A 22,958-nucleotide genomic window follows, 5' to 3' on the forward strand; every position below is an offset into this window, starting at 1 on the left:
TTTTATGCTGAAATACATTAGATATCAAACTTGTGCAGATCAAAACTTACAAAGAAAAAATGAAGAGTCTGAGTCTGTAAAAATTAGCAGACGTTACAAGCATAACATGGCTGCATTCAGTCGAACTATTCCTTCCGTGTTACCACTCATTGCCTCCCATGACCCTGAAAATTTATCTATTTTTGTCACCAATGCCAAGCAAATTAATATAGTAAATTATGGCACCGGTAAAACATGGTATAGCGAAACTCCAGAGCAAGATATGCAGGCTGAAGTAAGTGCTTTTTTAGCTTCATCTCCTTATTTTGATCTACGCCATGGCTCGGAAAGTGAACATTGGCTAACACAACCTATATCAGAGCAAGTTGAAACAGTGATCATGTTTGGTCTTGGTCTTGGGTACCAACTGCAATACTTAATTGAACAGATTGACATAAAATATCTGATCATTTATGAGCCATCACTAGATGTGGTGCATTGTTCATTACAAGCTGCAGATTGGCATCATATTCTACAAATGGCTGAAGAGAAAGGGACTCAGCTGTTTTTGCAATTGGGTAATGATGGTAGCTCGCTCCCTGAGGATTTTGCAGAGTTGTTACCATTGCTTAATGACGATAAAGTCTTTGTATATCGCCATTATTTTCATCCCATCATGGATGAAGTTATTCGGTTTGCATTCTGCCACAGTAATCAATATAAGCAGTTAACAAATAAAAACCATGTTTTTTCGCCAGACTACTCGTTATACAACTATATAGCGGAGCACAACCAAAGCGTGCTTGGTAATTACACTCCAGAACGCTTAAACAACTCAGATTTATTTGAACAAAACCTGCTTACTCTCAAGGAGTATTACCCGCAGGTTTTTTCAGTCATTTCAGATTACAGCCCGGTGAGCTGGTACTTGGTGAAAGACGGTAAAAATCAAGCTAACTTATTACACAAAAAACGAAACGCATTGTTTTATGACAATTTAGAAAGTGAGTCTAATTCATTAGTCAGTGATTTTGAAAGCAACCCTTTAAAGGACGATGTGGTACTGGGACAGCAAGTATCAAATAAACTTGGTCATTACATACACTTTCAAGCTGTACAAAAAGTACAAACTGAATTACAAAATATCATTACCAGCGATACTGTGTTGCCGGAGCATGTTGAATCAATAATTATTTTTGGTATAGGACTTGGTGTTCATATAGAGTCATTATGTGATGGTCATGAGATAAGTAATCTATATATTTGTGAGCCAAACCTGGATTTTTTTCTTGCCAGCCTACATGTAGTGGATTGGAGTAAGATTATACGAAGGGCAGATCAGGCTGGCCAGCGGATATATTTTAATCTCGGAGGTGATGGGGCAGATTACTTTAGTGATTTAATGGCGCAATTTTATCAAGTTGGTGCTTATTCAATTGCGAATACCTATTTACTTAGCTCATATTTTGATGCCGAGATGCATCAGTCTATTTCAACCTTACGGTCTGAGCTCAGTATCGTTTTGGCTTTAGGTGAATACTTTGACCATGCTCGGTATGGGATAGCACATACATACTTCAATCTTAAGTACCGGTGTAGGTTTTTGAAGCTTGGGTCAGAAGATTATGACAACGAGCCATTGCTAAGTAAACCTCTATTTATTGTGGGAAATGGTCCAAGCCTTGATGATTCTATCGATTATCTTCAGCACTATCGTGATCAGGTAATCCTTATTAGCTGTGGTACGGCATTAAAGTCATTGCACAGCAAAAAAATCACCCCAGACTTTCATGCTGAGATTGAACAAAACAAAGCTACTTTCCATTGGATCTCTCAAGTTAATGACGCTGAGTATTTAAAATCTATTCGTTTACTTAGCATCAATGGCATTCACCCTGATACTGCCTCACTATTTAAAGAGGTATTGCTGTGCTTTAAATCTGGTGAACCTGCGACCGTTTTGTTTCAACCTGAAATTACTAAAGCTGGCTATAAGACTAAAAGTCTTAGTTATGCCTACCCAACGGTCAGTAACCTTGCTGTTAACTTTGCACTTATGGCTGGCTTTAAGTATATCTACCTGTTTGGTATAGACTTAGGTTATACAGATATAAACTACCATCATTCAAAATTATCTGCCTATTATAAAACTGATGGAAGCCAAATTTACGATTATAAAAGTGCTCATGGTGATGGAATAGCAGCTGAAGGTAACTTTTTACCTTTGGTTTATACTAAAAGAGAGTTTGATGTTTCACGTAAGCTCATTGAAAAAGCATTGATGCAGTACAGTTGTAAGGTTGAGGTGTATAATTGCAGTAATGGTGTCAAAATTACCGGAGCAATTCCTCTTCATCCTGAGTGTATCTTACTTAATGAACCGAATGTCAGTCCGGCTGATATCGAGCATTTTATCAAAAACGCTTTTTTTGACGATCTTAGCAAATTTTCTGATGAGATATTTTCATCAATGGATACACTAGAATTAAGCGAAGCTGTATTCAGATGGTTAGAATATTTTGACACGCCAGTGTGCTCCATTGAAGATGCAAGACGCTTTATTGATGAGCAATGGATTTTTTTTCGATCAAAAATATCAAATAGAAATAGCCTGATCTTCTTTTTGTTTTCTGGAACCTCAAATTATTTTAGTAGTGTTCTTACAAAGATACTCGCATCTAGTCATGAAAGTGAGAGTACCTGTTTGCATTCATTTAATATTGCACGTAAGATTTGGCGCGATTGTATTCAGCAAGCACATGACAGTTTTATAGAGCAGCCGTTAGAGCTTGATAATGTTGATGTATCCCATCTTTTTAAATAGAAATAATCGATATAAGGTTACCTGAAAATGAGTTATCAATTGGGACCCAGAGCCGAAGGTGTCAAACAAAATATAGCTTTAATAAGATTGCACCTTGATAACAATGCGCGCTCTGCGATTGATATTGGTTGCAATGAAGGCGTTATCACAGCATATCTAGATGCTCTAGGGCTTAACGTTGTTGGATTTGAAGCAGATGAAGGTTACGCTAAAACTGCAGAGCAATTCCAACAATCAAATTATAGCAATGCTGAAATATGCCATCACGCTTTATCATTAGATGATTTGGATGAGTTGCCAGACGTTGATGTAATTGTATTTCTTTCCGTTAATCAACAGCTATCAAAAATTTATTCTAATGAGTACGCGGAGAGTTTCTTTATTAAGTTATTTGAAAAAGCCAAATCACAATTGTTTTTTCAACCTTGTTTGTTGCATGATAAATACGGTTCTCAACAGGGTTTTGTTGAGAACGATGCTTTATCAGCTAAAGAGTATTTTGATAATATACTACATGAAAAAGGACTTCTATTTATCAGTCAGTTAGTTGGTATTTCAATCAATAACATACCGAAAAGCGAACCATATCGCCCCTTAATCGTTTATAATAAAGAATCAGGTCAGTCCGCTAAAACCAGATTACCTTCAATGGATAGCCCAAATATAGAGCTACTTCGCTCTCCATCACAGTTATGTCATATACAGATAGAGCGAGCAATCGGAACTAGAGACTTGCAGTGTTTTTCTTTAGTATCTGGTTGGCATCGATTTACAGCAACTGCTTATTTTATTTATCAACAGTTGCAAAATTCAATACCGATTAAGTACGAGGAGTCACCACTCTACGATTATTACAATACCGTACAGCCCAAGGTCTTTTCTGATGTATGGCTTCAATCGGGTAATGATGGGGATATAGGTGTTCTGGCAAATATGCCTTTGAATCGCTATGTAAGCTGGCTTCCTTGGTTTGAAACGATAGATCATGTTGATGATATGTTGGCAGGTATCTCTCAGGCGCCGTTAATCCCAGACTGGGATCTCCATGCTTTTGGGCCACAAACAAATGCTCAAGTATTAACTGAACTTAAAAGAATTCGTGATTTAGTCGTAACTTTTAACCAGAGAGGCTATGAGCCTGAATTAAATGCAGATGGATTTATTCGTGGTTATATATTGAAAAACGGTGAAAGCTCACGTTTTATTATCACTGCAGGACAGCATAGGTTAGCTGTTATGGCAGCATTAGGGTTTAAAACTGCATTAATCAAGTTTCAGCCGGGTTATAAACGGGTAATAGACAGTAGCGAGGTTGAAAGCTGGCCTCTAGTAAAAAAGCAAGTATATACTGTGCAGCAGGCGTTGAATATCTTTAATGGTATTTTTAATGCTACAGGTTTAGGTTTTAAATAGTTGTATGATGTCTTTCTATTGTTTGATTAATCGCTTATTAGTAATAGGGTTTGTACGCACGTAATACATTACATTATTTTGAGTGTACTCGTATGATAAACCTGCATATTCTGCTACACGTATTGATGGTGTGTTACCCGGTAGGATTTTTGCCATAATGAGACCTTCAAGCTGAATCACAAACAAGGCTACCATTTCTTTTGCTAGCCCCTTACCCCTGTGATCCGGTGATAGTGTCCAAGAAATAGTATTGATTTTTTTTTGTGAATCAGCTCTGACGGTACCGAATGCATTGCTGCCAATCTCGGCGATCAATAGCAGCCGTTGTTTGTTTATGAGACTGTTTTGCAGCCATACCATATGTTCCTGCTGGGTAACTGGTTTTGGATTCAAACTAAACAGTCTGGTTAATTCATCATTACGCCATTCGAGCAGTCTGTCTGCATCAGTCAGTGTTGCTTTGCGTAACATAATAGATGAAGGCATTATCTAGAGCATCTCCCAGTTTAATGGTGTACCTGTAGCCACATCCTGCTTAACCTTACGCCCAAGAAACTGCGATAAGTATTTTGGTGCTAACCCAAGCCCTGGCCGCACTGAACGTAGATTCTCTGTAGTAAAAACATCACCTGCTTTCATGTCCTTCGCGATGTAGAGCGAGCGTCGATGCAGCCGAGAGGCAATCTCTTTCTCAGTGCAGCCATAATGCACACGACCGAGTGCATCGTGGGCACGTGCGGTTTCCTCTACCAGCATTTTTAGTTCATTGGGCTCCAGTGAAAACTCGGCATCGACCTCACCACCACTTCTATCCAAAACAAAGTGTTTTTCAACCACGGTAGCGCCAAGTGCTACTGCAGCAACGGATACGCCAACACCTGGGGTGTGATCAGAAAGTCCAACCTGACAATTAAACAGTTCGGCCAAGTGCGGTATGGTTCGTAAATTGGCATCAACAGGACGTGCCGGATAGTTGCTGGTGCATTTGAGTAGAATAAGTTCACTGCAGCCGTTACCACGCAATACTTCAACCGATTCCGCCAGTTCAGCCTGAGTTGCCATACCTGTTGACATGATCACCGGCTTGCCGGTTTGGGCCACGGCGGCTAAAAGTGCATGATCACTATTTTCAAACGAGGCAATTTTATAGCAAGGCACATTCAACGACTCAAGGAAGTCGACTGCGGTTAAATCAAAAGGTGAACTAAATGCCAACATGCCTTTACTGGTGGCATAGTCAAAAATTGGTTGATGCCACTCCCAAGGTGTCATTGCTTGTTGGTATAGGTTATACAGCGAGTTACCTTGCCAAAGGCTATTCTTATCTTCTATAAAAAACTCACCCTCATGCACATTAAGAGTAATGGTATCCGGGGTGTAAGTTTGGAGTTTTAATGCATGAGCGCCTGCAGTTGCAGCGGCATCCACCAGTGCCATGGCTTTTTCAAGCGACTGGCCATGGTTACCTGACATCTCCGCTATGATAAAAGGCGGCTGGTCAGATCCAATTCGTAGATGGCCAATTTGAATAGTTGCAACCATTAGAAATAGTATCCTCAATAGTCAGTAGCACAATCAGAGAGGTTATTATCAGCTTGATTGTTTTGTCGCAAATTAGCAAAGGCTGAGCCAGCTGTATCTTCATTGTACTGCAATACAGGAAGTTAATTCACCTTTCTGGCTCAGCCGTCGTTGGTTTCTTTCAATAAAAAGCACTATACGTCATTGCCTTTAGTCGTCAACCGTTGGAGTGGTTAGCTACTAATTAAAAGAAACATCTTAATAGAGTGCTTGTCAGTAATGAGTCGAACCTGACATTGCAGCACTACTTAATGCATGCTGTACACACTCTGCGAGCAAGACCTCATTTTGAAGACTTTGGTGAACGCTCATAATTATATCGGCTGAAATACATAATGATTTAGATAAAAAAGAAGCATCGCGTTTTCACCCAGTAAAATAATTTTAAGAGCGGTGGTTATGGCAATGGTATAGTGGGGCATGATTCAGTATCGTGTTTATTTATGATTGTACCTGTTATTTTAGCTGGTGGAACCGGTAGCCGGCTGTGGCCGCTTTCGAGAGAGTTATTCCCTAAACAGTTTCTTACGCTGCATGGTTCTGAGTCTATGCTGCAATCTACCTTAACGCGCTTGTCTGGTTTGCACTGTGAGCCACCTTTGGTGGTGATCAATGAAGAACATCGTTTTATTGTGGCGGAACAGTTACGTCAGCAGCAACTGCTTGATCATAATATTTTGCTGGAGCCTGAAGGGCGCAATACTGCGCCTGCAATTGCGCTGGCAGCGCTTCTGATGCAGCAGCAAGGGAAAGACCCACTATTGTTGGTGCTGGCAGCTGATCATGTGATTGAGCAGCAGGGTGCATTTCAACGTTCTATAACGCAAGCGATCCCTCACGCTGCCGCTGGTAAGCTGATTGTTTTTGGTGTTTCACCGCAATCGGCTGCAACCGAGTTTGGCTACATTAAACGAGGCGCCTCAGTTGCTGTGGCTGAAGGTTCAGCTGAGGAGAGGTTACCGACGTATCAAGTGGATCGCTTTGCTGAAAAGCCTGATTTGAAAACGGCAGAGCGTTTTATACAAAGTGGCGACTACTACTGGAATGCAGGGATGTTTTTGGTAAAGGCCAGCAAGTACCTCGCTGAACTGAAACAATTCCGGCCAGACATTTATCAGGCTTGTCAGCAGTCGATGGAGCAACCTCAGGCGGATATGGATTTTATTCGTATCAATACCGCTGCGTTTGCAAGCTGCCCGGTGGAGTCAATCGATTATGCCTTGATGGAGCAAACCGACGATGCATTGGTGGTACCGCTGTATTCGGATTGGTGCGATGTTGGCTCTTGGTCGGCATTGTGGTCTCTCGCAGGCAAAGATCAGCATGGCAATGCTTGTCATGGCGATATCATCAGTCAACACAGCAACGACAATTTCGTCTACAGCGAAAGCGCACTGGTAGCGATGATAGGGGTGCACGATCTTGTGGTAGTGCAAACAAAAGATGCGGTATTAGTGGCGGCAAAAAATCAGGTGCAGCAGGTAAAGCAGCTGGTCGAGCAATTAAAAGTAGATGGTAGAGACGAGCATCGCACTCATCAGCGAGTATTCAGGCCTTGGGGGCACTATGAGTCGTTGGTTCAGGAAGCACGCTATCAGGTGAAGCACATTACGGTGAAGGCGGGTGAGCGGTTATCCAGCCAATTGCATCATCATCGGGCAGAGCACTGGGTCATCGTTTCTGGCACGGCTAAAGTTACCATCAATGGAGTGGCTCAGTTGTTGGCAGAAAACGAGTCAGTTTATATTCCGTTAGGAGCCACGCATTCGCTGGAGAATCCCGGTAAAATAGCCTTGCAACTGATTGAAGTTCAAAGTGGTAGTTACCTGGGCGAAGATGACATTGTTCGCTTTGAGGATCGCTATGGCCGTGGTTGATGCCTCTGTTGGATGATCATTTCAATTGCTGTTTTAGTAAATCAACCACAGAGCGAAACTCAGATTCATTTTTGTTATTTAACTCAATCAGTGCTTCGTGAGCTCGCAGGATCATGAGCCCTTGCTCATTATCGGTGTTCGCTTCAGATTGGACTGCTGTCAAATCAATGGATGGGTTGGTCGCTTGTTGCACAAAATCAAAGGCATCGTCTAAGCACAAACCGAGCAGTAACTCGTTGATTTCTGGTTGTGTGGAAAATAAGGTTGGCTTTGGCAAGTCGTGTTGCTGACAATGTCTGGCCAGGCTGGCCAGCAGGCCGATATGGGTGCTATCCATAAAGGTAGCTTCGTTTAAATCTACTACTACTCTGGCACAAGCAGGTTGCTCTTGCTCGAACAGCTGCTCAATCAAATCGTCCATCCCGCTGGCATTGGTATAGCGTAACTCGCCGGATAATTTAAAGTAACAGCTGTCTTGCAGACAAGCGAAAAGGATTTGATCCTGACTCATGCGGTGCTCCGGTAGTCTAGTTTCAGTATGGTCATATCATCGGGTAGTGATTGTGCTGGCTCAATACGCAATGAATGCATTAATTCAGCAATACTGATGTGTGCTGAGCAGCTTTGTTGCAAGCGTTTGAGCTTTTCTGCCGAGGTTTGCTCAGGTAATACATCGAGTATGCCATCAGAAAAGATAAACAATGCGCTATTTTCAGTCAGCGCCAGAGTTTGATTTTGGTAATTAGAAAAGTCGAACATTCCAACGGGCGTACTTTTCAGCTCAAGAAACTCTGCTGGTTGCTGATGCTGGCAGAGCAATGGCCATGGGTAAGCGCCGGCATTGGCATAGGTAATTTGCTGCTTGCTTGTATCGAGCACTCCGTAAAAAAGCGCGATGTATTTGGTGATATTTTCGCGCAATAACTCGCTGTTCAGTGCATCAAGCAAGGCTGCAGGATTTGCCAAAATGGTAGAGTCCCCCCGCTGGTAACGTTCTAGCAGTGCTCCTATAAAGCGCTTTAAATACACGGTAACAAAGGCGGAGGCAACGCCGTGGCCGGAGACATCAGCAATGTAAAACACGATCTTGTCTTGGTCTAAGGCAAAGTAATCGACAAAATCGCCACTCATAAAGTCTGATGGCTGTAAGGCATGGCTGAGCTGGTAATCACCATGAGTAAAGACTTGCGAAGGCAAGAGTTTAAATTGCACTTGCTTACCAGCTCGCTCACCGGCTTCAAGTTCAGTCACTGTTTTCTTCAGTTGCTGGTTTGCGGCTTCCAATGCTTGCGTGCGTTCGGCTACTTTAGCCTCAAGCGAGTGGTTCAGTTGCTCCAATTGTTGGATGGTCGTAAAAGAGCGCAGTGCTGAGACGACGGTCGTGGTTAGGCGCTGTACCGTCAATTCTGTTTTGGAACGATAATCATTGATGTCGTAATCTTTGATCACACGCTGCTCCGGAGCTTGTCCCGGCTGACCGGTGCGAAGAATAATACGAGCCAGATGATTTTGCAGCGTATCACGAATGTACTTGACTAGCGTTAAACCCGCATCATCGGTCTCCATCACTACATCCAGCAAAATAAGTGCGATCTCATTATCTTGTTGCAACAATGATTTAGCTTCAGCGGCACTGTACGCACTAATAAAGTTCAGCTTGCGCTGCTGAAAGCTAAAATCTCGCAACGCCATCAGGGTGACCTGATGCATCTCTGGCTCATCATCAACGATTAAAATAGTCCATGGATTAGTTTCTTCATAGTCTGCTTCATCATCCTGTGAAAAAACCATGGGCGCATCATCTTGGCTTAATCTCTGATCGTCGTGAGCGTGTTGATCCATAAAGGAGAACCTCTTACTGATTACGCTTAAATTCACTATATTAACTATAGCTGTAATTGGCCAGCTGCACTGCGTTCTGTTTACACCTTCAGATGTTGGAGAATAGTCCGAGCCCCCTGATTGGATGCCATGATTTTTTTTGCTTGCTCACCCATTAACCTAAGTTGCTCAGGTTTGCCTAGCCAGTCGCAGATGGATTGTTCTAGCTGACTTTGCGTGATGGTATCACCATCGCCGAGCCAGGAACAGGCGCCTAGCTCATGCAAGTAACGGGTGGTAGCTAATTGATTATTGGCCACAGTGACGACCAATGCGGGCAAAGCACAGATGCACCGCTCCCAATGCGTTGTACCGCCGGCTCCAAGCATCAGTTGAGCTTGATGCATCAAGCTGGCCATATCATTGCTTTGAATATGAAGCTGCATAGTTGCTTGAGTTTGACATAAAGCTTCTAGTGCTGAGCGATCAGGGTGCTGTGCCGAAATTACGATATCCGCATGAGGGATCAGCTCAGTTAATTGAGCGATAGCGATCGCGCTTTTGATGGTCAAGTGAAACGGATCATTGCCACCAAAAAACACCAGTAACCGGCCCGCTTGACGTGTCACAGGGTGCACTTGATAAAACTCATGCCGTAGCAAGGCAAATTGCGGCCCGAGCAATAACGAACATTGAGCTGGAACCAGTTGTTGGTAGCGATTTTGTTGGTCTGGAAGCAGGTTTTGATCCAACAGCCAATCGCAATCATGCGCTCGATTGGCCAGATCATCAATCATCAGTATGTGCCGGCAAAAGGGGCGCAGCGAACTACAAAACTCGGCCGCTAAAGCATAGTGATCAACCACCAGCAAATCAAACTTTTCAGAGGCATTAGATAGTTGAGTCTGACAGTCTGTAGCGTCCTGCTGCTCAGTGCAGCCAAGCCAGTGTTGATGTTCAGTTGACTCAGCAGCATGGTCTGTATAAGGGGGAAGCGATGGCAGTAAAGTCAGCTCAAACCCTCGTTGTTGCACTAATTCAGCAGAGTGGCCAGCATGAGGGCGGCAAATAAAGTGACAAAGGTAACCTGAATCTCGAAGCGCTTCAGCCAGAGTAAGGCAGCGCATTAGATGGCCTAGCCCAATTAGTGCGGAGCTATCAACCCGAAACAGTATCCGCATTGTGTTGCTCCTGTTGCAGCAGTTGATACAGCACTTCGGCTCGGTGCCAATCGTTTGGGGTATCAATATCTTGAACCCGATGATCCGGCAACACGAACATGCGTGATCGCGGACCAAATATCGTCCGATCAGGCTGCAGCCAGCTACTGGTTTTTCCCCAATAAAACTGGCCAGCATCATGAAAGGTCTCTGCCAGATCCTGCGAGCGCATTTTTATACTTTCGACATCAAAAGGCCTGACGCCACCGTCGACATCTTGCAACAAGGCGCGCTGGATCGGGAAAGAAAAGCGAGCAGCAGAAAAAATGAAATCAAGCTCATCATTTGCTTTGAGTTGCTTCAGGCCTGCTTGCAGATCATGTGGAAGCAGCAGGGGAGTCGTAGCGTACAGGCAGCAGGCAAATTCGACGGCTTGCTGCTGCTCGCTGAGCCAGTTCAAGGCATGACGAATAATGGTGGTAGTGCCGGTGTAATCATCGGCTAGCTCCTTCGGACGTACAAAGGGCGTTTCCGCGCCATAGCTGCGTGCAATGCTGGCAATTTCTTCATCTTCAGTGGACACAATAACGCGATCAATGCAGCCACTTTGCAAGGCAGTTTTAATCGGGTAGCTGATCATCGGTTCGCCGCAGAACAGCTTAATGTTTTTACGCGGAATACGTTTGCTGCCGCCCCGGGCAGGAATAATAGCGACGTTCATGCCAGTGCCTTACTTAATGTGGCAACCACATGGTCCTGTTCGGATTCAGTCAGCTCAGGGAACATAGGCAAACTGATGATACGCTCATAAAATAACTCGGCTTGTGGCAGATCGCCCCAGTCAAAACCCAGTTGCTGGTAGTAGGGTTGGGTATGGATAGGAATGTAATGCACATTGACGCCAATACCGGCTGCCCGCATTGCATCAAAAACCGACTTTCGACGCGCTTTGTCATGCAGTCGTATTATGTACAGATGATAACTGCTGACGCTGTCGGCTGGCACTTCAGGCGTATCCAGAGGAAGCTGGGACAACAATTGATGATAACGAGCGGCGAGTTGTTGCCGTTTGGCAATAAAGTCTGCCAGCCGGTTACTTTGACTTAAACCAAGTGCCGCCTGCAAGTCGGTCATGCGGTAATTAAAGCCAAGCTGCAATTGTTGATAATACCAGGCACCATGGCTGGGCTCAGTCATTTCTGTTTCATCACGCGTGATGCCATGGCTACGTAGTAATTGCATTTGTTCGGCCAGCTCAGGATTGTTGGTTAGTGCCATGCCGCCTTCACCGGTGGTGATGATTTTAACCGGATGAAAGCTAAAAATCGTGATATCGCTATACTGGCAGCTGCCAATCGGCCTTCCTTGATAACTGCCACCCACCGCATGCGAGGCATCTTCGATGATGCGAAAACCGAACTCATGTGACAGATGATACAATTGTTGCATATCACAGCTTAAACCGGCCAGATGCACGGCAATGACCACATCAGGTAGGGTTTCAGTGGCTCTTGCCAGTTCAAGCTTTTGCCGTAAGGTACTGATGCATAGATTGCCCGAGTCTGGTTCAATGTCGACAAAGTCGACACTGGCACCACAATAGCGGGCGCAGTTGGCCGATGCAACGAAGCTAAGCGGCGATGTCCAGACTCTGCTTCCGATGCCGATACCAAGTGCAAGGCAAGCTACGTGTAGTGCGGAAGTCGCGCTATTGGTAGCAATGGCAAATTGAACTTGGCTGAGTTCTGCTAAACGCTGTTCAAAAGCAGGTACCACAGGGCCTTGTGTCAGAAAATCGCTTTGCAGCACCTGAACGACAGCAGCGATATCCTCTTCATCAATGTGTTGACGACCATACGGGATCATTGCAGCGCTTCCTGGTTAAAACTCAGGATTTCCTCCTGCGACAGAAAATGCGGATTGGTGTTCGAAGCGTATTCAAAACCCGGTTCAACCAACTGGCCTTTCTCCTGTAACGCATTGACATCAAAGTTGTTGCTGCGATTAAAAAACTTAATGGCTGGTGCAATCACAAAGTGATCATTAAACTGATACGTGTGGTAGGAATTCTCCCCGGGACACATTACTTCATGCAATTTTTCACCCGCGCGAATGCCTACATGTTTGATGGGCAGCTCAGGTGCCATCGCTTTGGCTAAATCAACGATGCGAATGGATGGGATCTTAGGGACAAAAATTTCTCCACCAAGCATCCGCTCAAAATTCTTTAGAACGAAATCGACACCTTGCTGCAAATTGATCCAAAAACGGGTCATGTCAGGGTGCGTGACAGGTAAGTGATCGGCCCCTTTATCAATCATGCTTTGAAAGTAAGGCACCACTGAGCCACGTGAGCAGACCACATTGCCATAGCGCACCACAGAAAAACGTGTGCGGCTGCCGCCGGCAATATTATTACCCGCGACAAACAATTTGTCGGATGCCAGCTTGGTGGCGCCATACAAACTTACTGGGTTGGCTGCTTTGTCGGTGGATAACGCAATGACTTTTTCTACATTGGCATCAATAGCAGCATTGATGACATTCTCAGCGCCATTGATATTGGTTTTAATGCACTCCATTGGGTTGTACTCAGCCGCGGGTACATGTTTCAGTGCTGCCGCATGAATGACATAATCGACTCCGCGCATGGCACGGACCAATCGATGTTCATCGCGGACATCGCCAATAAAGTAGCGCATGCAATCCTGATCAAAGCGTTGTTGCATTTCGTATTGCTTCAACTCATCACGAGAAAATATAATGATCTTTTTCGGTTGGTAGCGCGTCAGAAGAGTTTCGGTGTATTTGTGGCCAAAAGAGCCCGTACCGCCGGTAATAAGAATGGTTTTGCCATCAAACATAAGGTCGCACCTCTGTCGTGCATCGTGGTAACTGCTTGAACATAGCATAATTTGTGCCGTCCACGAAAAATTATTAGTTGCTGTGAGTGGATTGTCAACGAAACCGTGCTTTTTGTATGACCTCATCATAGTTTAACCTCGAAATTTCATGATGGATCGGCTATAATTTGTGCAGGTCACAGCCACATGGTAGTACGTTATGAAAATTAATAGCGGGAACAACATCTTAAATCAAACGCTTGGTCAGCAAGATAATTTGTTCAAAAAACTGGCGACAGCGAAGCGCATTAATAGCGCTGCCGATGATGCAGCTGGATTGCAAATTGCTACTCAGCTTTCTTCGCAAATTAATGCCCGTGAACAAGGCGCTCGTAATGTTTACGATGGTATCTCGTTGGCTCGGGTTTATGATCAAGGGCTGCAGGCTATTCAAGAAAACTTACAAGAATTAAATGTGCTAACGATTCAGGCTGGAAATGGTATTTATAATGCTGGTGATCGACAAGCACTGCAGCAACAAGCCGATCAACTATTGGATAATATACAGCAAACCATTGAAAGCACAGAATTTGCTGGTAAAGGGGTATTTACTCAAGGGGGCGAAATAACTTTTGGTACCGGAGATAGTAGCCTCAGTTTAAATACTGAAGATATTGCTACTGTGCTGAATGATAATAACCTTTTTGACTTCAACCTGACGGATTCATCGCAATTGACTGCAGCTCTTGAAAGTGTGCAGCAATCACTACAACAACTAGGTGGTTTACGAGCCGATGCCGGCGCGACCATCAATGCTTTTGAAGCTGCTATTAGTGTAATGGATCGTCAGCGGATCAGCGAGTCAGAAGCCAGAAGCAGAATTGAAGACTTGGACTTCGCTAAAGCAACCAGTCAACAGGTTGCCAATGATATTCTGACGCAATCGTCCATCAGTGTTGCTATTCAGGGCCGTGTTCAGCAACAGCAAGCTATCCGCATCCTTGGCGGTTAATGGCTGGTCCTCAAATTAACGCCTTTTCAAGCGCTGGAATATTGACAGAACGTCAAAATTCCAGCGCTTTTTGCTTGCAACCTCGGATCCCTCCGTTACAATACAGTTATAACTTATAAAAACGATTTTGGGTGACCATGCGCTCAACCCCCCAGCTTTATATCGTCGATGAACATCAATCCAGGGCTCAGCGCCTGAGTACCATTCTTGACTTTGTTCAGGAAAGCCATCAACACTTTAGCTATGCCCAATTGCAGCAGCGCTTGTTGCAACCTGAGCCTGCTGTGGTGTTATTAGGGCAGATCACTGAGTCACAACAAGCACTCATTGAGCAATTTCCGGCGACCGCTTTTTTGCTACTCGATCCAAAGCAGGCTAATTTATTGCCTATTGGCAATGTGGTGGCATTGTTGGCAGAGCCATTTCAGTACGCCAGTTTGACCCAGTTATTACGTGATTGTCAGGAATATCATCGATTACTGCCCGGCCAGCAGCGCAAAGATCAAGCCGCTCAGCTGGTCGATATGGTTGGCAATACGCCGCCGATGCAGCAGGTGCGTTTTTTAATTCAGCAAGTTGCCGCAACCGAAGCCAATGTGATGATTTTAGGGGATTCTGGTACCGGCAAAGAAGTCGTAGCCCGAAATATTCATTTATTGTCTCATCGCGTCGATGGGCCCTTTGTGCCGATTAACTGTGGTGCTATTCCGGCAGATTTGTTGGAAAGTGAGTTGTTTGGTCACGAGAAAGGCGCTTTTACCGGAGCCATTTCAACCCGTAAAGGTCGCTTTGAGTTGGCGCAGGGTGGGACTCTGTTTCTGGATGAGATTGGTGATATGCCATTACCGATGCAGGTTAAGTTGCTTAGAGTCCTACAGGAGCGTACCTATGAGCGGGTCGGTGGTAACCAAGCCATTAAGGCGGATGTACGTATTATCGCCGCAACGCATCGTAACTTGGAACGTATGATTGAGGATGGTCGTTTTCGGGAAGATTTATTTTATCGCCTGAACGTTTTCCCAATTGATACGCCCGCCTTGCATGAGCGGGCAGATGATTTACCGCAGCTTTGTATGGAGTTGATTCGCCGACAGCATCTGGCAGGGCAGGCGAAAGTGAAGTTTACTGAACGTGCACTCGAAAGCCTTCAGTTGCATCCGTGGCCAGGTAATGTGAGGGAGTTGGCCAACCTGGTAGAGAGGATGGCAATCATGTATCCCAATCAGGTGGTGGATGTAGCTGATTTACCAGCCAAGTATCAACATTTAGATGTTGAAAGTTACATACCGGATTATCCGGAATCCTTGCAAGAGCGCGATATGCTGAATGATCTCTTTCAAAGCGATGATGAGGAGCTGGATGTAAGTGATGCTCAAGATGTTGAGGTTGATGCTGGGATGATGCAGCTTCCATACGATGGTATTGACCTGAAAGAGTATCTGGCGGAACTAGAGATTGTATTTATTACTCAGGCACTCGAGCGTCATGATTACGTGGTAGCAAGGGCGGCAGAAGTACTTGGCTTACGCCGAACTACCTTGGTTGAAAAAATGCGTAAATACAATTTAGGTAAAGACGAATAATTCCCTTCTAATCAGTACCATCATGGAGCTAAATGTCAGAATATTGACAGCGAGAAGCCTACTGGATATGTCTAAATCATTGATTTATAGTGGTTAATTGTTGGCACACTCCATGCATTTCAGTCTCAGATGCTATATTTGAGTTGAGGTGCACCATGCATACCGCCCGAACCTTGTTTTCCATTCAGGATACCCCCTTGGCTGAATCGTCTCAGGTGACTGATTTTAGCCGGTACCTGAATATTCAAGCTGATCCTTCTGATCGCATGCAGCACCTTGTCAGTATGCTGCCAGTAGGTGTCGTGGTGCTTGATGGTCGCGGTTATGTGTCCGATGCCAATCCGGTGGCTTTAGAGATGTTAGGTGAGCCCCTTACTGGCCAGCGATGGTTGGATGTGATCACCCGATCATTTCGACCACGCAGTGATGATGGTATGGAAGTGTCTTTGCACAACGGTCGACGGGTTAAGCTTGCTATCAGCGCGATGAACCCAGAGCCAGGTCAATTAATAGTCCTCACCGATTTAACTGAAACTCGTCAATTGCAAAGCCGTTTGGCACACATGCAACGCTTGTCGACACTCGGCAAGATGATGGCGACCTTGGCGCATCAAATTCGCACGCCACTTTCATCCGCTATGCTTTATGCTGAAAACCTCAACAATCAACGCTTGAATGAGTCAGCGAAAGATTTGTTTCAACAAAAATTAGTCTCCCGATTGCAAGATTTAGAGCAGCAGGTGAATGATATGCTGTTATTTGCTCGCTCTGGCAGTGAAGCGAGTGTTGCTGAAGTATCCATATCAAGTTTGTTGCAAGAAGTTGAGTCTGGTATTGAAGCACAACTAGAGCCGCTTCAGGCCCGATTGCACCTGCAAGTGACGGAGCCAGACTTGCGGCTGTGGGCCAATAAGAGCAGCTTAGCTGGAGCCATTCAAAACTTATTGCACAACAGCTTACAAATCATTGGCACAGGGGCTGAGTTGATGATTTGTTGTCAGCGTCATCCTCAACACCCTGACTGTCTTGAAATCCAGGTTCGGGATAATGGGCCAGGGATCCCCGAGCATTTGCAGCATCAAGTATTTGAACCTTTTTTCACTACGCGAAGCCAGGGTACGGGTTTGGGGTTAGCGGTAGTGCAAGCGGTTGTTAATGCGCATAAAGGTGAAGTGCATTGTCAGAATCAAGAGGGGGGCGGTGCATGCTTTACCTTACAGCTCCCTATGCACACTGAGTCTCAGCCAAGACAGGAGAACGCAAATGGCAGTCACTAAAATCATGGTGGTCGAAGATGATGCTGGTCTACAAGAAGCCTTAGTGGATACACTGACGCTAGCCAATTATCAGGTGGTGGCCGCAGATAGTGCAGAGCAAGCACTCGTGTTATTAAAGCAGCAAGCCATCAAGTTGATCATTAGCGATGTGCAAATGGCGGGTATCTCTGGTTTAGAGCTACTACAGACTGTCAAACAGCAGTATCCGCAGATCCCAATGCTGATTATGACGGCTTATGCCAATGTGAATGATGCAGTACAAGCGATGCGTCAAGGTGCGGTTGATTATTTATCCAAACCATTCTCACCTGAAGTATTGGTCAATATGGTCGGGCGCTACGTGCCTGCAGAGCAAATCGCCACAGTAGAGCCGATTGTCGCTTCAGAGCAAAGTAAAGAGTTGGTGAAACTTGCCGCTAAAGTAGCTCGTTCCGATGCCAGTGTGATGGTAAGTGGCCCCAGTGGTTCTGGTAAAGAAGTGCTGGCTCATTACATTCATCAGCAATCCAGCCGGGCCAATGGGCCTTTTATTGCAATTAACTGTGCTGCCATTCCGGAAAACATGCTGGAGTCAACACTGTTTGGTTATGAAAAAGGCGCTTTTACCGGAGCCGTGCAAGCCTGCCCGGGCAAGTTTGAACAAGCCCAGCAAGGCACGATTTTGTTGGATGAAATCACTGAAATGGATTTAAACCTGCAAGCTAAACTGTTACGTGTGCTTCAAGAGCGTGAAGTTGAGCGCTTGGGCAGCCGTAAAACCATTAAGCTCGATGTTCGCGTATTGGCCACCAGTAACCGTGATTTGAAAGAAGCAGTGCAGCAAGGTAAGTTTCGCGAAGATTTATTTTACCGCTTGAATGTGTTCCCACTGAGCTGGCCAGCTCTGGCGGAACGGCCTGAAGATATCCTGCCCTTGGCAGAGCACTTATTGCAGCGCCATTGTCAACGTGATGGGATTGCTGTACCTATTATTGATGGTTCTGCCATTCAGAAGTTATTGCAACACAGCTGGCCGGGCAATGTCCGGGAGCTAGATAATGTCATTCAGCGAGCTTTGATTATTCATAGTGAGCACGAAATTAAAGCCGGTGACATTTATATCGAAGACTTAACACCAGCCAGCCAGATGCCGATGGTTGATGAAGACGCAGATGTCAGCCAGTTTAAAATGGAAATTCATGAGCAGGAGCATCGTTTAATTTTAGCGACAATGAGAGCTTGTGATAATAAACGCAAAGATGTCGCCGACCGTTTGGGCATAAGTGACAGAACGCTACGCTATAAGTTAGCGCGAATGCGTGATGCAGGCATTCAGATCCCGGCTTAACCGGGATCTGATCTTACAAGCGTAAAGGCGTATTAACTGGCTGAAGGGACGGCTTCGGTAGCCGTGTCAGCTTCCAGCATTCCTTCTGAGCGAGCGACCACTAAAGCAACCATGGTATCACCGGTCACATTGGTCGCAGTTCGCATCATATCAATAATCCGATCTACCGCTGCAATAAAGGCAATACCTTCCAGTGGCAAACCGACCACACTAAGCGTTACAGTAAGCATCACCATAGCACTGCCAGGGACACCAGCGGTGCCAAGTGAAGCCAAGGTTGCGGTACCGGCGATCAGCACATAACTGAGCCAATCGAGCGGAATACCGTATAAGTGAGCAATAAAAATGGCCGCTATCGCCGGGTAAATACCACCACACCCATCCATATTAATGGTGGCACCCAACGGCAAAACAAAGCTGGCGTAATTTTTAGATACTTTTAGATCCTCGGTCACCACTTTGTGCGTGACAGGTAAGGTGCCAAAGCTGCTGGCGCTGCTGTAAGCGACCAGCTGTGCTGGCAAAACGGCTCTGAAAAATGCCAGCGGTGACATGCCACCAAAAAAGTGCACCAAGCCGCCATAGGTAAAAACAATATGGATCAAGCAGGCGATATAAATCGCCAGAATAAACTTACCGAGCGGTAACAAGGTTTCCAGGCCAAAACTACCAACCACCCAAGCCATTAAACCGAGCACACCAAGCGGAGTTAACTGCAGTACCATCCGGGTGATTTGATACATGATCTCCGCACCAGCCCGCATCACTTTGCGCATCGGCTCGGCTTTTTCACCCACCACATTGATGGCAATCCCCACCAGTACGGCAAAGACAATGATTTGCAATACATTGCCATCGGCCAATGCTGCTACCGGATTGGTTGGGATCAAGTTGGTTAGCACGGTCGCTACCGGCGGAATATCCCGCTCACGCACCTCACTGGTGGTCAGTTCAGCAATGCTGCTGAAATCCATCAGGCTGCCAATAGTCAAGCCAATCAGGCTGGCAATCATCGCGGTAAATAAGAACAAACCAACGGTTTTAAACGCCAGCCGCTTCATCTTTAGGGTATCGCCCAACGAAGTAATACTGGTGATCAGGGCAAAAAATACCAACGGCACGACCAACATGCGGATGGCATTAATAAACAGCGTACCCAGCGGCTGTAGCACTGTGGCTTTTTCACCAAATACCACGCCCAAACCGATACCGAGCAGCATGGCACCAAGCACACGTTGCCAGAAAGGAATTCGAAACCAGAATGCGAACATAATCGACCTGCTTTTGACAAAAGTGAGTTAGTGTAATAAGTATGATAAAACCTGTCCAGAATCACTGGTTCTATGGTATAGCAACAAATAATACGGCACGTCTGCAAGGATAGTTTTGTTTGCACAACATTGTTTAGCAGCCTGTCAGTTTAAATGACAGTGGTGCTGGAAATGTGTGCTGCGAATATTCCTGTTTTATTCGTAAGGTAGTGGATCCTGTGCTTTATTCAACGTAAAGGCTTCCAGTCGTTCCTGACAAGCGCCGCATTTGCCGCAGGCTTGTTCGCGGCCGTTGTAGCAGGTCCAGGTTTTGCTGTAATCGAGCCCCATCGCCAGGCCATCGCGCAGGATTTCTATTTTTGACTCGTACAAATACGGGCTGATAATGTCGATGGGATCGTAATTGGCGATCTGACAAACCGCATTCATCTTCTCGACAAACTCTGGCCGGCAGTCCGGGTAAATGAAGTGATCACCGGAGTGGGCGCCATAATAGACGGCGCGGGCTTTTATGGAGTCGGCGTAACCAACCGCTAATGAGATTAAAATCATATTGCGGTTAGGGACGATGGTCGATTTCATGCTTTCTGCTTCGTAGTGGCCTTCTGGCACATCAATGTTGTCAATGAGCGACGATCCCGCCAATAACTGATTGATGGCGGAAATATCCACCACTTTATGCGGTATTTTTAGCTCATTGCAAACGTTGGCTGCACACTCAAGCTCTTTCACATGGCGTTGGCCATAATTAAAAGATAGCGCATACACGTCATGCCCTTCAGCGATGGCTTTATGCAAGACGGTAAAGGAATCCATCCCACCTGAGTAAATCACAACAACTTTTTGCGGCATGATGTCGGTGCTCCCGTTATAATGGGGTTTTGAAAAGCCGTGCATTGTACTGTATTTCTTGTGTAGGCTAAAGCGTAAGGCGTTTTTGTGTATAAAGTGAATGAATTATTTGAAACCATTCAAGGGGAGGGCAGCTTTACTGGCTGCCCGGCGATCTTTATTCGGCTGCAAGGCTGTCCGGTGGGGTGTAGCTGGTGTGATACCAAGCACACCTGGACAGTGGATCCTGAACAACAGATCGCGTTAACCGATACGGTCCAAAAAACCAGTGACTCAGAAGGTTGGAGTGCGGTCAGTGCTGAAGAGATGTTGCAGGAGTTTAAGCGGCAGGGGTTTCAGGCAAAGCATGTGGTGATTACTGGTGGCGAGCCTTGCTTGTATGATTTGAACCCATTGTGCCAGCTGCTGCATAAACAGGGTTACAGCACGCAAATTGAAACCAGCGGTACTTTTGCTATTCAAGCGCCTGCGGAAACCTGGGTGACAGTGTCGCCCAAAGTGAATATGAAAGGTGGCTATGAGGTGCTGACCAGTGCTTTGGAGCGGGCCGATGAAATAAAGCATCCGGTGGGCAGAGAACGAGATATTGATGAGCTGTTGCTATTATTGCAACGCATACCAGCATCGGCTAAGCTGGTCTATCTGCAGCCTATTAGCCAAAAAGCTAAGGCGACACGCCTGGCCATTGAGCAATGCAAAAAACACAATTGGCGGCTTAGCGTTCAGGTTCATAAATATTTAGGAATTAACTAGGGATTACCATGCGACAGGCCGTTGAACAATTTTTCCAACAGTACGCGACTGCGTATTCGAATTTTGATGTGAAACAAGTCAGTGCGCTCTTTTCGCTGCCGTGCCTGTTTTTGACCGATGACAGCAAAGTGCTGATGGCAGAGATCACTGCTTTGGAAAAGACCATTCAGCATCAGTTCGATTTGTACCGCGGGCTTGGTGTAGCCCAAGTGAGAAACCGGGTGCAACATTTAGTACGGTTGTCTGATTCCATGGTGTTTGCCAGCTTGTACTGGTATTTTTGTGATGCCGAGGGCAAAGTGCTGCAAAATTGCCATACATCTTATACCTTGCAACGCCATGACGAGCAATGGCTATTGGTTTCTGTGATGATTGATGATGAACGTTTTGCGCTTAAATCAATGCGCTGAATATTCAGAACGTAAGCAGGACGATAAGTAATCAATACATGCTTCAGGCCCATCAGAACCAATGAGCTGTTGTTTGAGCTGTGCTGGTAAGGGCAATAGCTCCAACCAGCGAGCTGCTAACCATGCACTGTCATCCAGTTTAGGTTGTGGGTACAATTCTGCCAGCATGGGCTCTGTATCTAACAACTGCTTGAATCGTTTCAGTAGTTGCGATTTCTCGTCAGCCAGTGGCGCCGATTGCCAAAAGGCTTCAGAATCCACGCTGGCTACATGCAAACCATCGCTTTCTTGCCAACGATCCAAAATACGCACCCGCTGTTGCCCTGAGATTTCAATACCAAGCAAACCGTCACTCAAAACATCGAAATCTTCCACCTGAACTTTGGTCGCAGTGGCAAAGATACGATCATGATGCTGTTGGCTGACTAAGGGGTTCAGTAGCGCCATGGCAAAGGCACGCTTGCCCGAGCTGGCTTCTTTCACCAAGCGGATGTAACGCGGCTCAAACACCCGCAACTTAGTTTTACCACCAGGTAGCAACAAGGTATTAAGTGGAAATAAAGCGATTTCTTCTGACATAGTCAACCAAGCTTGCGTATTTGTTCTTTGTACGCGAGCTTGGTTGAGCTGGATTGCTTAGACCAGAAAAACTACCATTTACTTTTTCTGGATCAGCTCAATGGCATAGCCATCTGGATCTTTGACAAAGGCGATCTCGGTAGTGCCGCCTTTAACTGGGCCTGGCTCACGGCTTATCTGGCCACCACGCTGGCGGATTTGCTCACAGGCCTGATAGACATCATCGACTTCCAATGCGATATGACCAAAGGCATTGCCATGATCATACTGATCCACATCCCAGTTGTAGGTTAGTTCAAGAACGGCTTCAGAACTTTCATCACCATAGCCGACAAAGGCGAGGGTGTATTTATAGTCTTTATTGTCCGATTGGCGCAACAACTTCATGCCTAGTAC

At 45.5% G+C, this 22,958-nt stretch carries 21 protein-coding genes; 9 read left to right on the forward strand and 12 right to left on the reverse strand.

The window, feature by feature from the left end:
- Positions 1–4: 4 nt before the first annotated feature.
- Both Q3O60_RS06820 and Q3O60_RS06825 read left to right on the forward strand, forming a co-directional pair.
- Positions 5–2,803 carry a 6-hydroxymethylpterin diphosphokinase MptE-like protein gene (locus Q3O60_RS06820; protein WP_305893155.1) on the forward strand — a complete coding sequence of 933 codons (2,799 nt, stop codon included), beginning with the start codon at positions 5–7 and terminating at the stop codon, positions 2,801–2,803.
- Between the two features lie 27 nt (positions 2,804–2,830).
- Positions 2,831–4,216 carry a class I SAM-dependent methyltransferase gene (locus tag Q3O60_RS06825; protein WP_305893156.1) on the forward strand — a complete coding sequence of 462 codons (1,386 nt, stop codon included), beginning with the start codon at positions 2,831–2,833 and terminating at the stop codon, positions 4,214–4,216.
- Positions 4,217–4,231: 15 nt separating this feature from the next.
- Here the strand turns inward: Q3O60_RS06825 and Q3O60_RS06830 are convergent, their stop codons facing one another.
- Both Q3O60_RS06830 and pseI read right to left on the reverse strand, forming a co-directional pair.
- A complete protein-coding gene (locus tag Q3O60_RS06830; RefSeq protein ID WP_305893157.1) occupies positions 4,232–4,702 on the reverse strand; it encodes a GNAT family N-acetyltransferase in 471 nt (156 codons plus the stop codon).
- A 3-nt stretch (positions 4,703–4,705) separates the two neighbouring features.
- Positions 4,706–5,758: a pseudaminic acid synthase gene (gene pseI / locus Q3O60_RS06835; RefSeq protein ID WP_305893158.1), complete on the reverse strand. Its 1,053-nt coding sequence runs from the start codon at positions 5,756–5,758 to the stop codon at positions 4,706–4,708.
- Positions 5,759–6,240: 482 nt separating this feature from the next.
- Between pseI and Q3O60_RS06840 the strand changes: the two genes are divergently transcribed.
- On the forward strand, positions 6,241–7,674 hold the full coding sequence (locus tag Q3O60_RS06840) for a mannose-1-phosphate guanylyltransferase/mannose-6-phosphate isomerase (RefSeq protein ID WP_305893159.1): 1,434 nt from the start codon (positions 6,241–6,243) through the stop codon (positions 7,672–7,674).
- A 16-nt stretch (positions 7,675–7,690) separates the two neighbouring features.
- Here Q3O60_RS06840 and Q3O60_RS06845 read toward each other — a convergent pair whose 3' ends face one another.
- The 6 genes from Q3O60_RS06845 to pseB all read right to left on the reverse strand — a co-directional run bounded on the left by Q3O60_RS06845 (position 7,691) and on the right by pseB (position 13,519).
- Positions 7,691–8,185 (reverse strand): STAS domain-containing protein, encoded by a 495-nt coding sequence (locus Q3O60_RS06845; RefSeq protein ID WP_305893160.1) that lies wholly within the window; start codon positions 8,183–8,185, stop codon positions 7,691–7,693.
- On the reverse strand, positions 8,182–9,516 hold the full coding sequence (locus Q3O60_RS06850; RefSeq protein ID WP_305893161.1) for a SpoIIE family protein phosphatase: 1,335 nt from the start codon (positions 9,514–9,516) through the stop codon (positions 8,182–8,184). The genes Q3O60_RS06845 and Q3O60_RS06850 overlap by 4 nt, the downstream gene beginning before the upstream one ends.
- Before the next feature lie 80 nt (positions 9,517–9,596).
- A complete protein-coding gene (pseG, locus tag Q3O60_RS06855) occupies positions 9,597–10,676 on the reverse strand; it encodes a UDP-2,4-diacetamido-2,4,6-trideoxy-beta-L-altropyranose hydrolase (protein ID WP_305893162.1) in 1,080 nt (359 codons plus the stop codon).
- Positions 10,654–11,376, reverse strand: coding sequence for a pseudaminic acid cytidylyltransferase (gene pseF / locus Q3O60_RS06860; protein WP_305893163.1), 723 nt, complete (start codon positions 11,374–11,376; stop codon positions 10,654–10,656). The genes pseG and pseF overlap by 23 nt, the downstream gene beginning before the upstream one ends.
- A complete protein-coding gene (gene pseC / locus Q3O60_RS06865) occupies positions 11,373–12,521 on the reverse strand; it encodes a UDP-4-amino-4,6-dideoxy-N-acetyl-beta-L-altrosamine transaminase (protein ID WP_305893164.1) in 1,149 nt (382 codons plus the stop codon). Before pseC ends, pseF begins: the two co-directional genes overlap by 4 nt.
- Complete coding sequence (pseB, locus tag Q3O60_RS06870; protein ID WP_305893165.1) at positions 12,518–13,519, reverse strand: UDP-N-acetylglucosamine 4,6-dehydratase (inverting); 1,002 nt, start codon at positions 13,517–13,519, stop codon at positions 12,518–12,520. The genes pseC and pseB overlap by 4 nt, the downstream gene beginning before the upstream one ends.
- A gap of 199 nt (positions 13,520–13,718) precedes the next feature.
- Between pseB and Q3O60_RS06875 the strand changes: the two genes are divergently transcribed.
- The 4 genes from Q3O60_RS06875 (at position 13,719) to Q3O60_RS06890 (ending at position 18,697) form a co-directional block, all read left to right on the forward strand.
- The gene (locus tag Q3O60_RS06875; protein WP_305893166.1) at positions 13,719–14,510 is read left to right on the forward strand and encodes a flagellin; all 792 of its coding nucleotides are present in this window, start codon (positions 13,719–13,721) and stop codon (positions 14,508–14,510) included.
- Between the two features lie 137 nt (positions 14,511–14,647).
- Complete coding sequence (locus Q3O60_RS06880) at positions 14,648–16,093, forward strand: sigma-54 dependent transcriptional regulator (protein ID WP_305893167.1); 1,446 nt, start codon at positions 14,648–14,650, stop codon at positions 16,091–16,093.
- Between the two features lie 155 nt (positions 16,094–16,248).
- Positions 16,249–17,370: a sensor histidine kinase gene (locus tag Q3O60_RS06885; RefSeq protein WP_305893168.1), complete on the forward strand. Its 1,122-nt coding sequence runs from the start codon at positions 16,249–16,251 to the stop codon at positions 17,368–17,370.
- Positions 17,357–18,697 carry a sigma-54-dependent transcriptional regulator gene (locus tag Q3O60_RS06890; protein WP_305893169.1) on the forward strand — a complete coding sequence of 447 codons (1,341 nt, stop codon included), beginning with the start codon at positions 17,357–17,359 and terminating at the stop codon, positions 18,695–18,697. The genes Q3O60_RS06885 and Q3O60_RS06890 overlap by 14 nt, the downstream gene beginning before the upstream one ends.
- 32 nt (positions 18,698–18,729) lie before the next feature.
- Here the strand turns inward: Q3O60_RS06890 and Q3O60_RS06895 are convergent, their stop codons facing one another.
- Both Q3O60_RS06895 and queC read right to left on the reverse strand, forming a co-directional pair.
- Positions 18,730–19,968 (reverse strand): dicarboxylate/amino acid:cation symporter, encoded by a 1,239-nt coding sequence (locus tag Q3O60_RS06895; protein ID WP_305893170.1) that lies wholly within the window; start codon positions 19,966–19,968, stop codon positions 18,730–18,732.
- Positions 19,969–20,163: 195 nt separating this feature from the next.
- The gene (gene queC, locus Q3O60_RS06900; protein WP_305893171.1) at positions 20,164–20,820 is read right to left on the reverse strand and encodes a 7-cyano-7-deazaguanine synthase QueC; all 657 of its coding nucleotides are present in this window, start codon (positions 20,818–20,820) and stop codon (positions 20,164–20,166) included.
- Positions 20,821–20,907: 87 nt separating this feature from the next.
- On the opposite strand from queC, the gene queE reads away from it, so the two are divergent.
- Together queE and Q3O60_RS06910 are read left to right on the forward strand one after the other, a co-directional pair.
- The gene (gene queE, locus Q3O60_RS06905) at positions 20,908–21,573 is read left to right on the forward strand and encodes a 7-carboxy-7-deazaguanine synthase QueE (protein WP_305893172.1); all 666 of its coding nucleotides are present in this window, start codon (positions 20,908–20,910) and stop codon (positions 21,571–21,573) included.
- Between the two features lie 8 nt (positions 21,574–21,581).
- Positions 21,582–21,983, forward strand: a complete 402-nt coding sequence (locus Q3O60_RS06910; RefSeq protein WP_305893173.1) for a DUF6841 family protein — start codon at positions 21,582–21,584, stop codon at positions 21,981–21,983.
- On the opposite strand, the gene Q3O60_RS06915 is transcribed toward Q3O60_RS06910, so the two are convergent.
- A complete protein-coding gene (locus Q3O60_RS06915) occupies positions 21,972–22,562 on the reverse strand; it encodes an LON peptidase substrate-binding domain-containing protein (RefSeq protein WP_305893174.1) in 591 nt (196 codons plus the stop codon). The two genes, Q3O60_RS06910 and Q3O60_RS06915, sit on opposite strands and share 12 nt — an antisense overlap.
- Before the next feature lie 78 nt (positions 22,563–22,640).
- The coding region (gene gloA / locus Q3O60_RS06920; RefSeq protein WP_305893175.1) for a lactoylglutathione lyase at positions 22,641–22,958 on the reverse strand (318 nt) is incomplete at its 5' end.

The organism is Alkalimonas collagenimarina (genome assembly GCF_030717845.1).
In the GTDB taxonomy this organism is placed as follows: Bacteria; Pseudomonadota; Gammaproteobacteria; order Enterobacterales; family Alteromonadaceae; genus Alkalimonas; species Alkalimonas collagenimarina.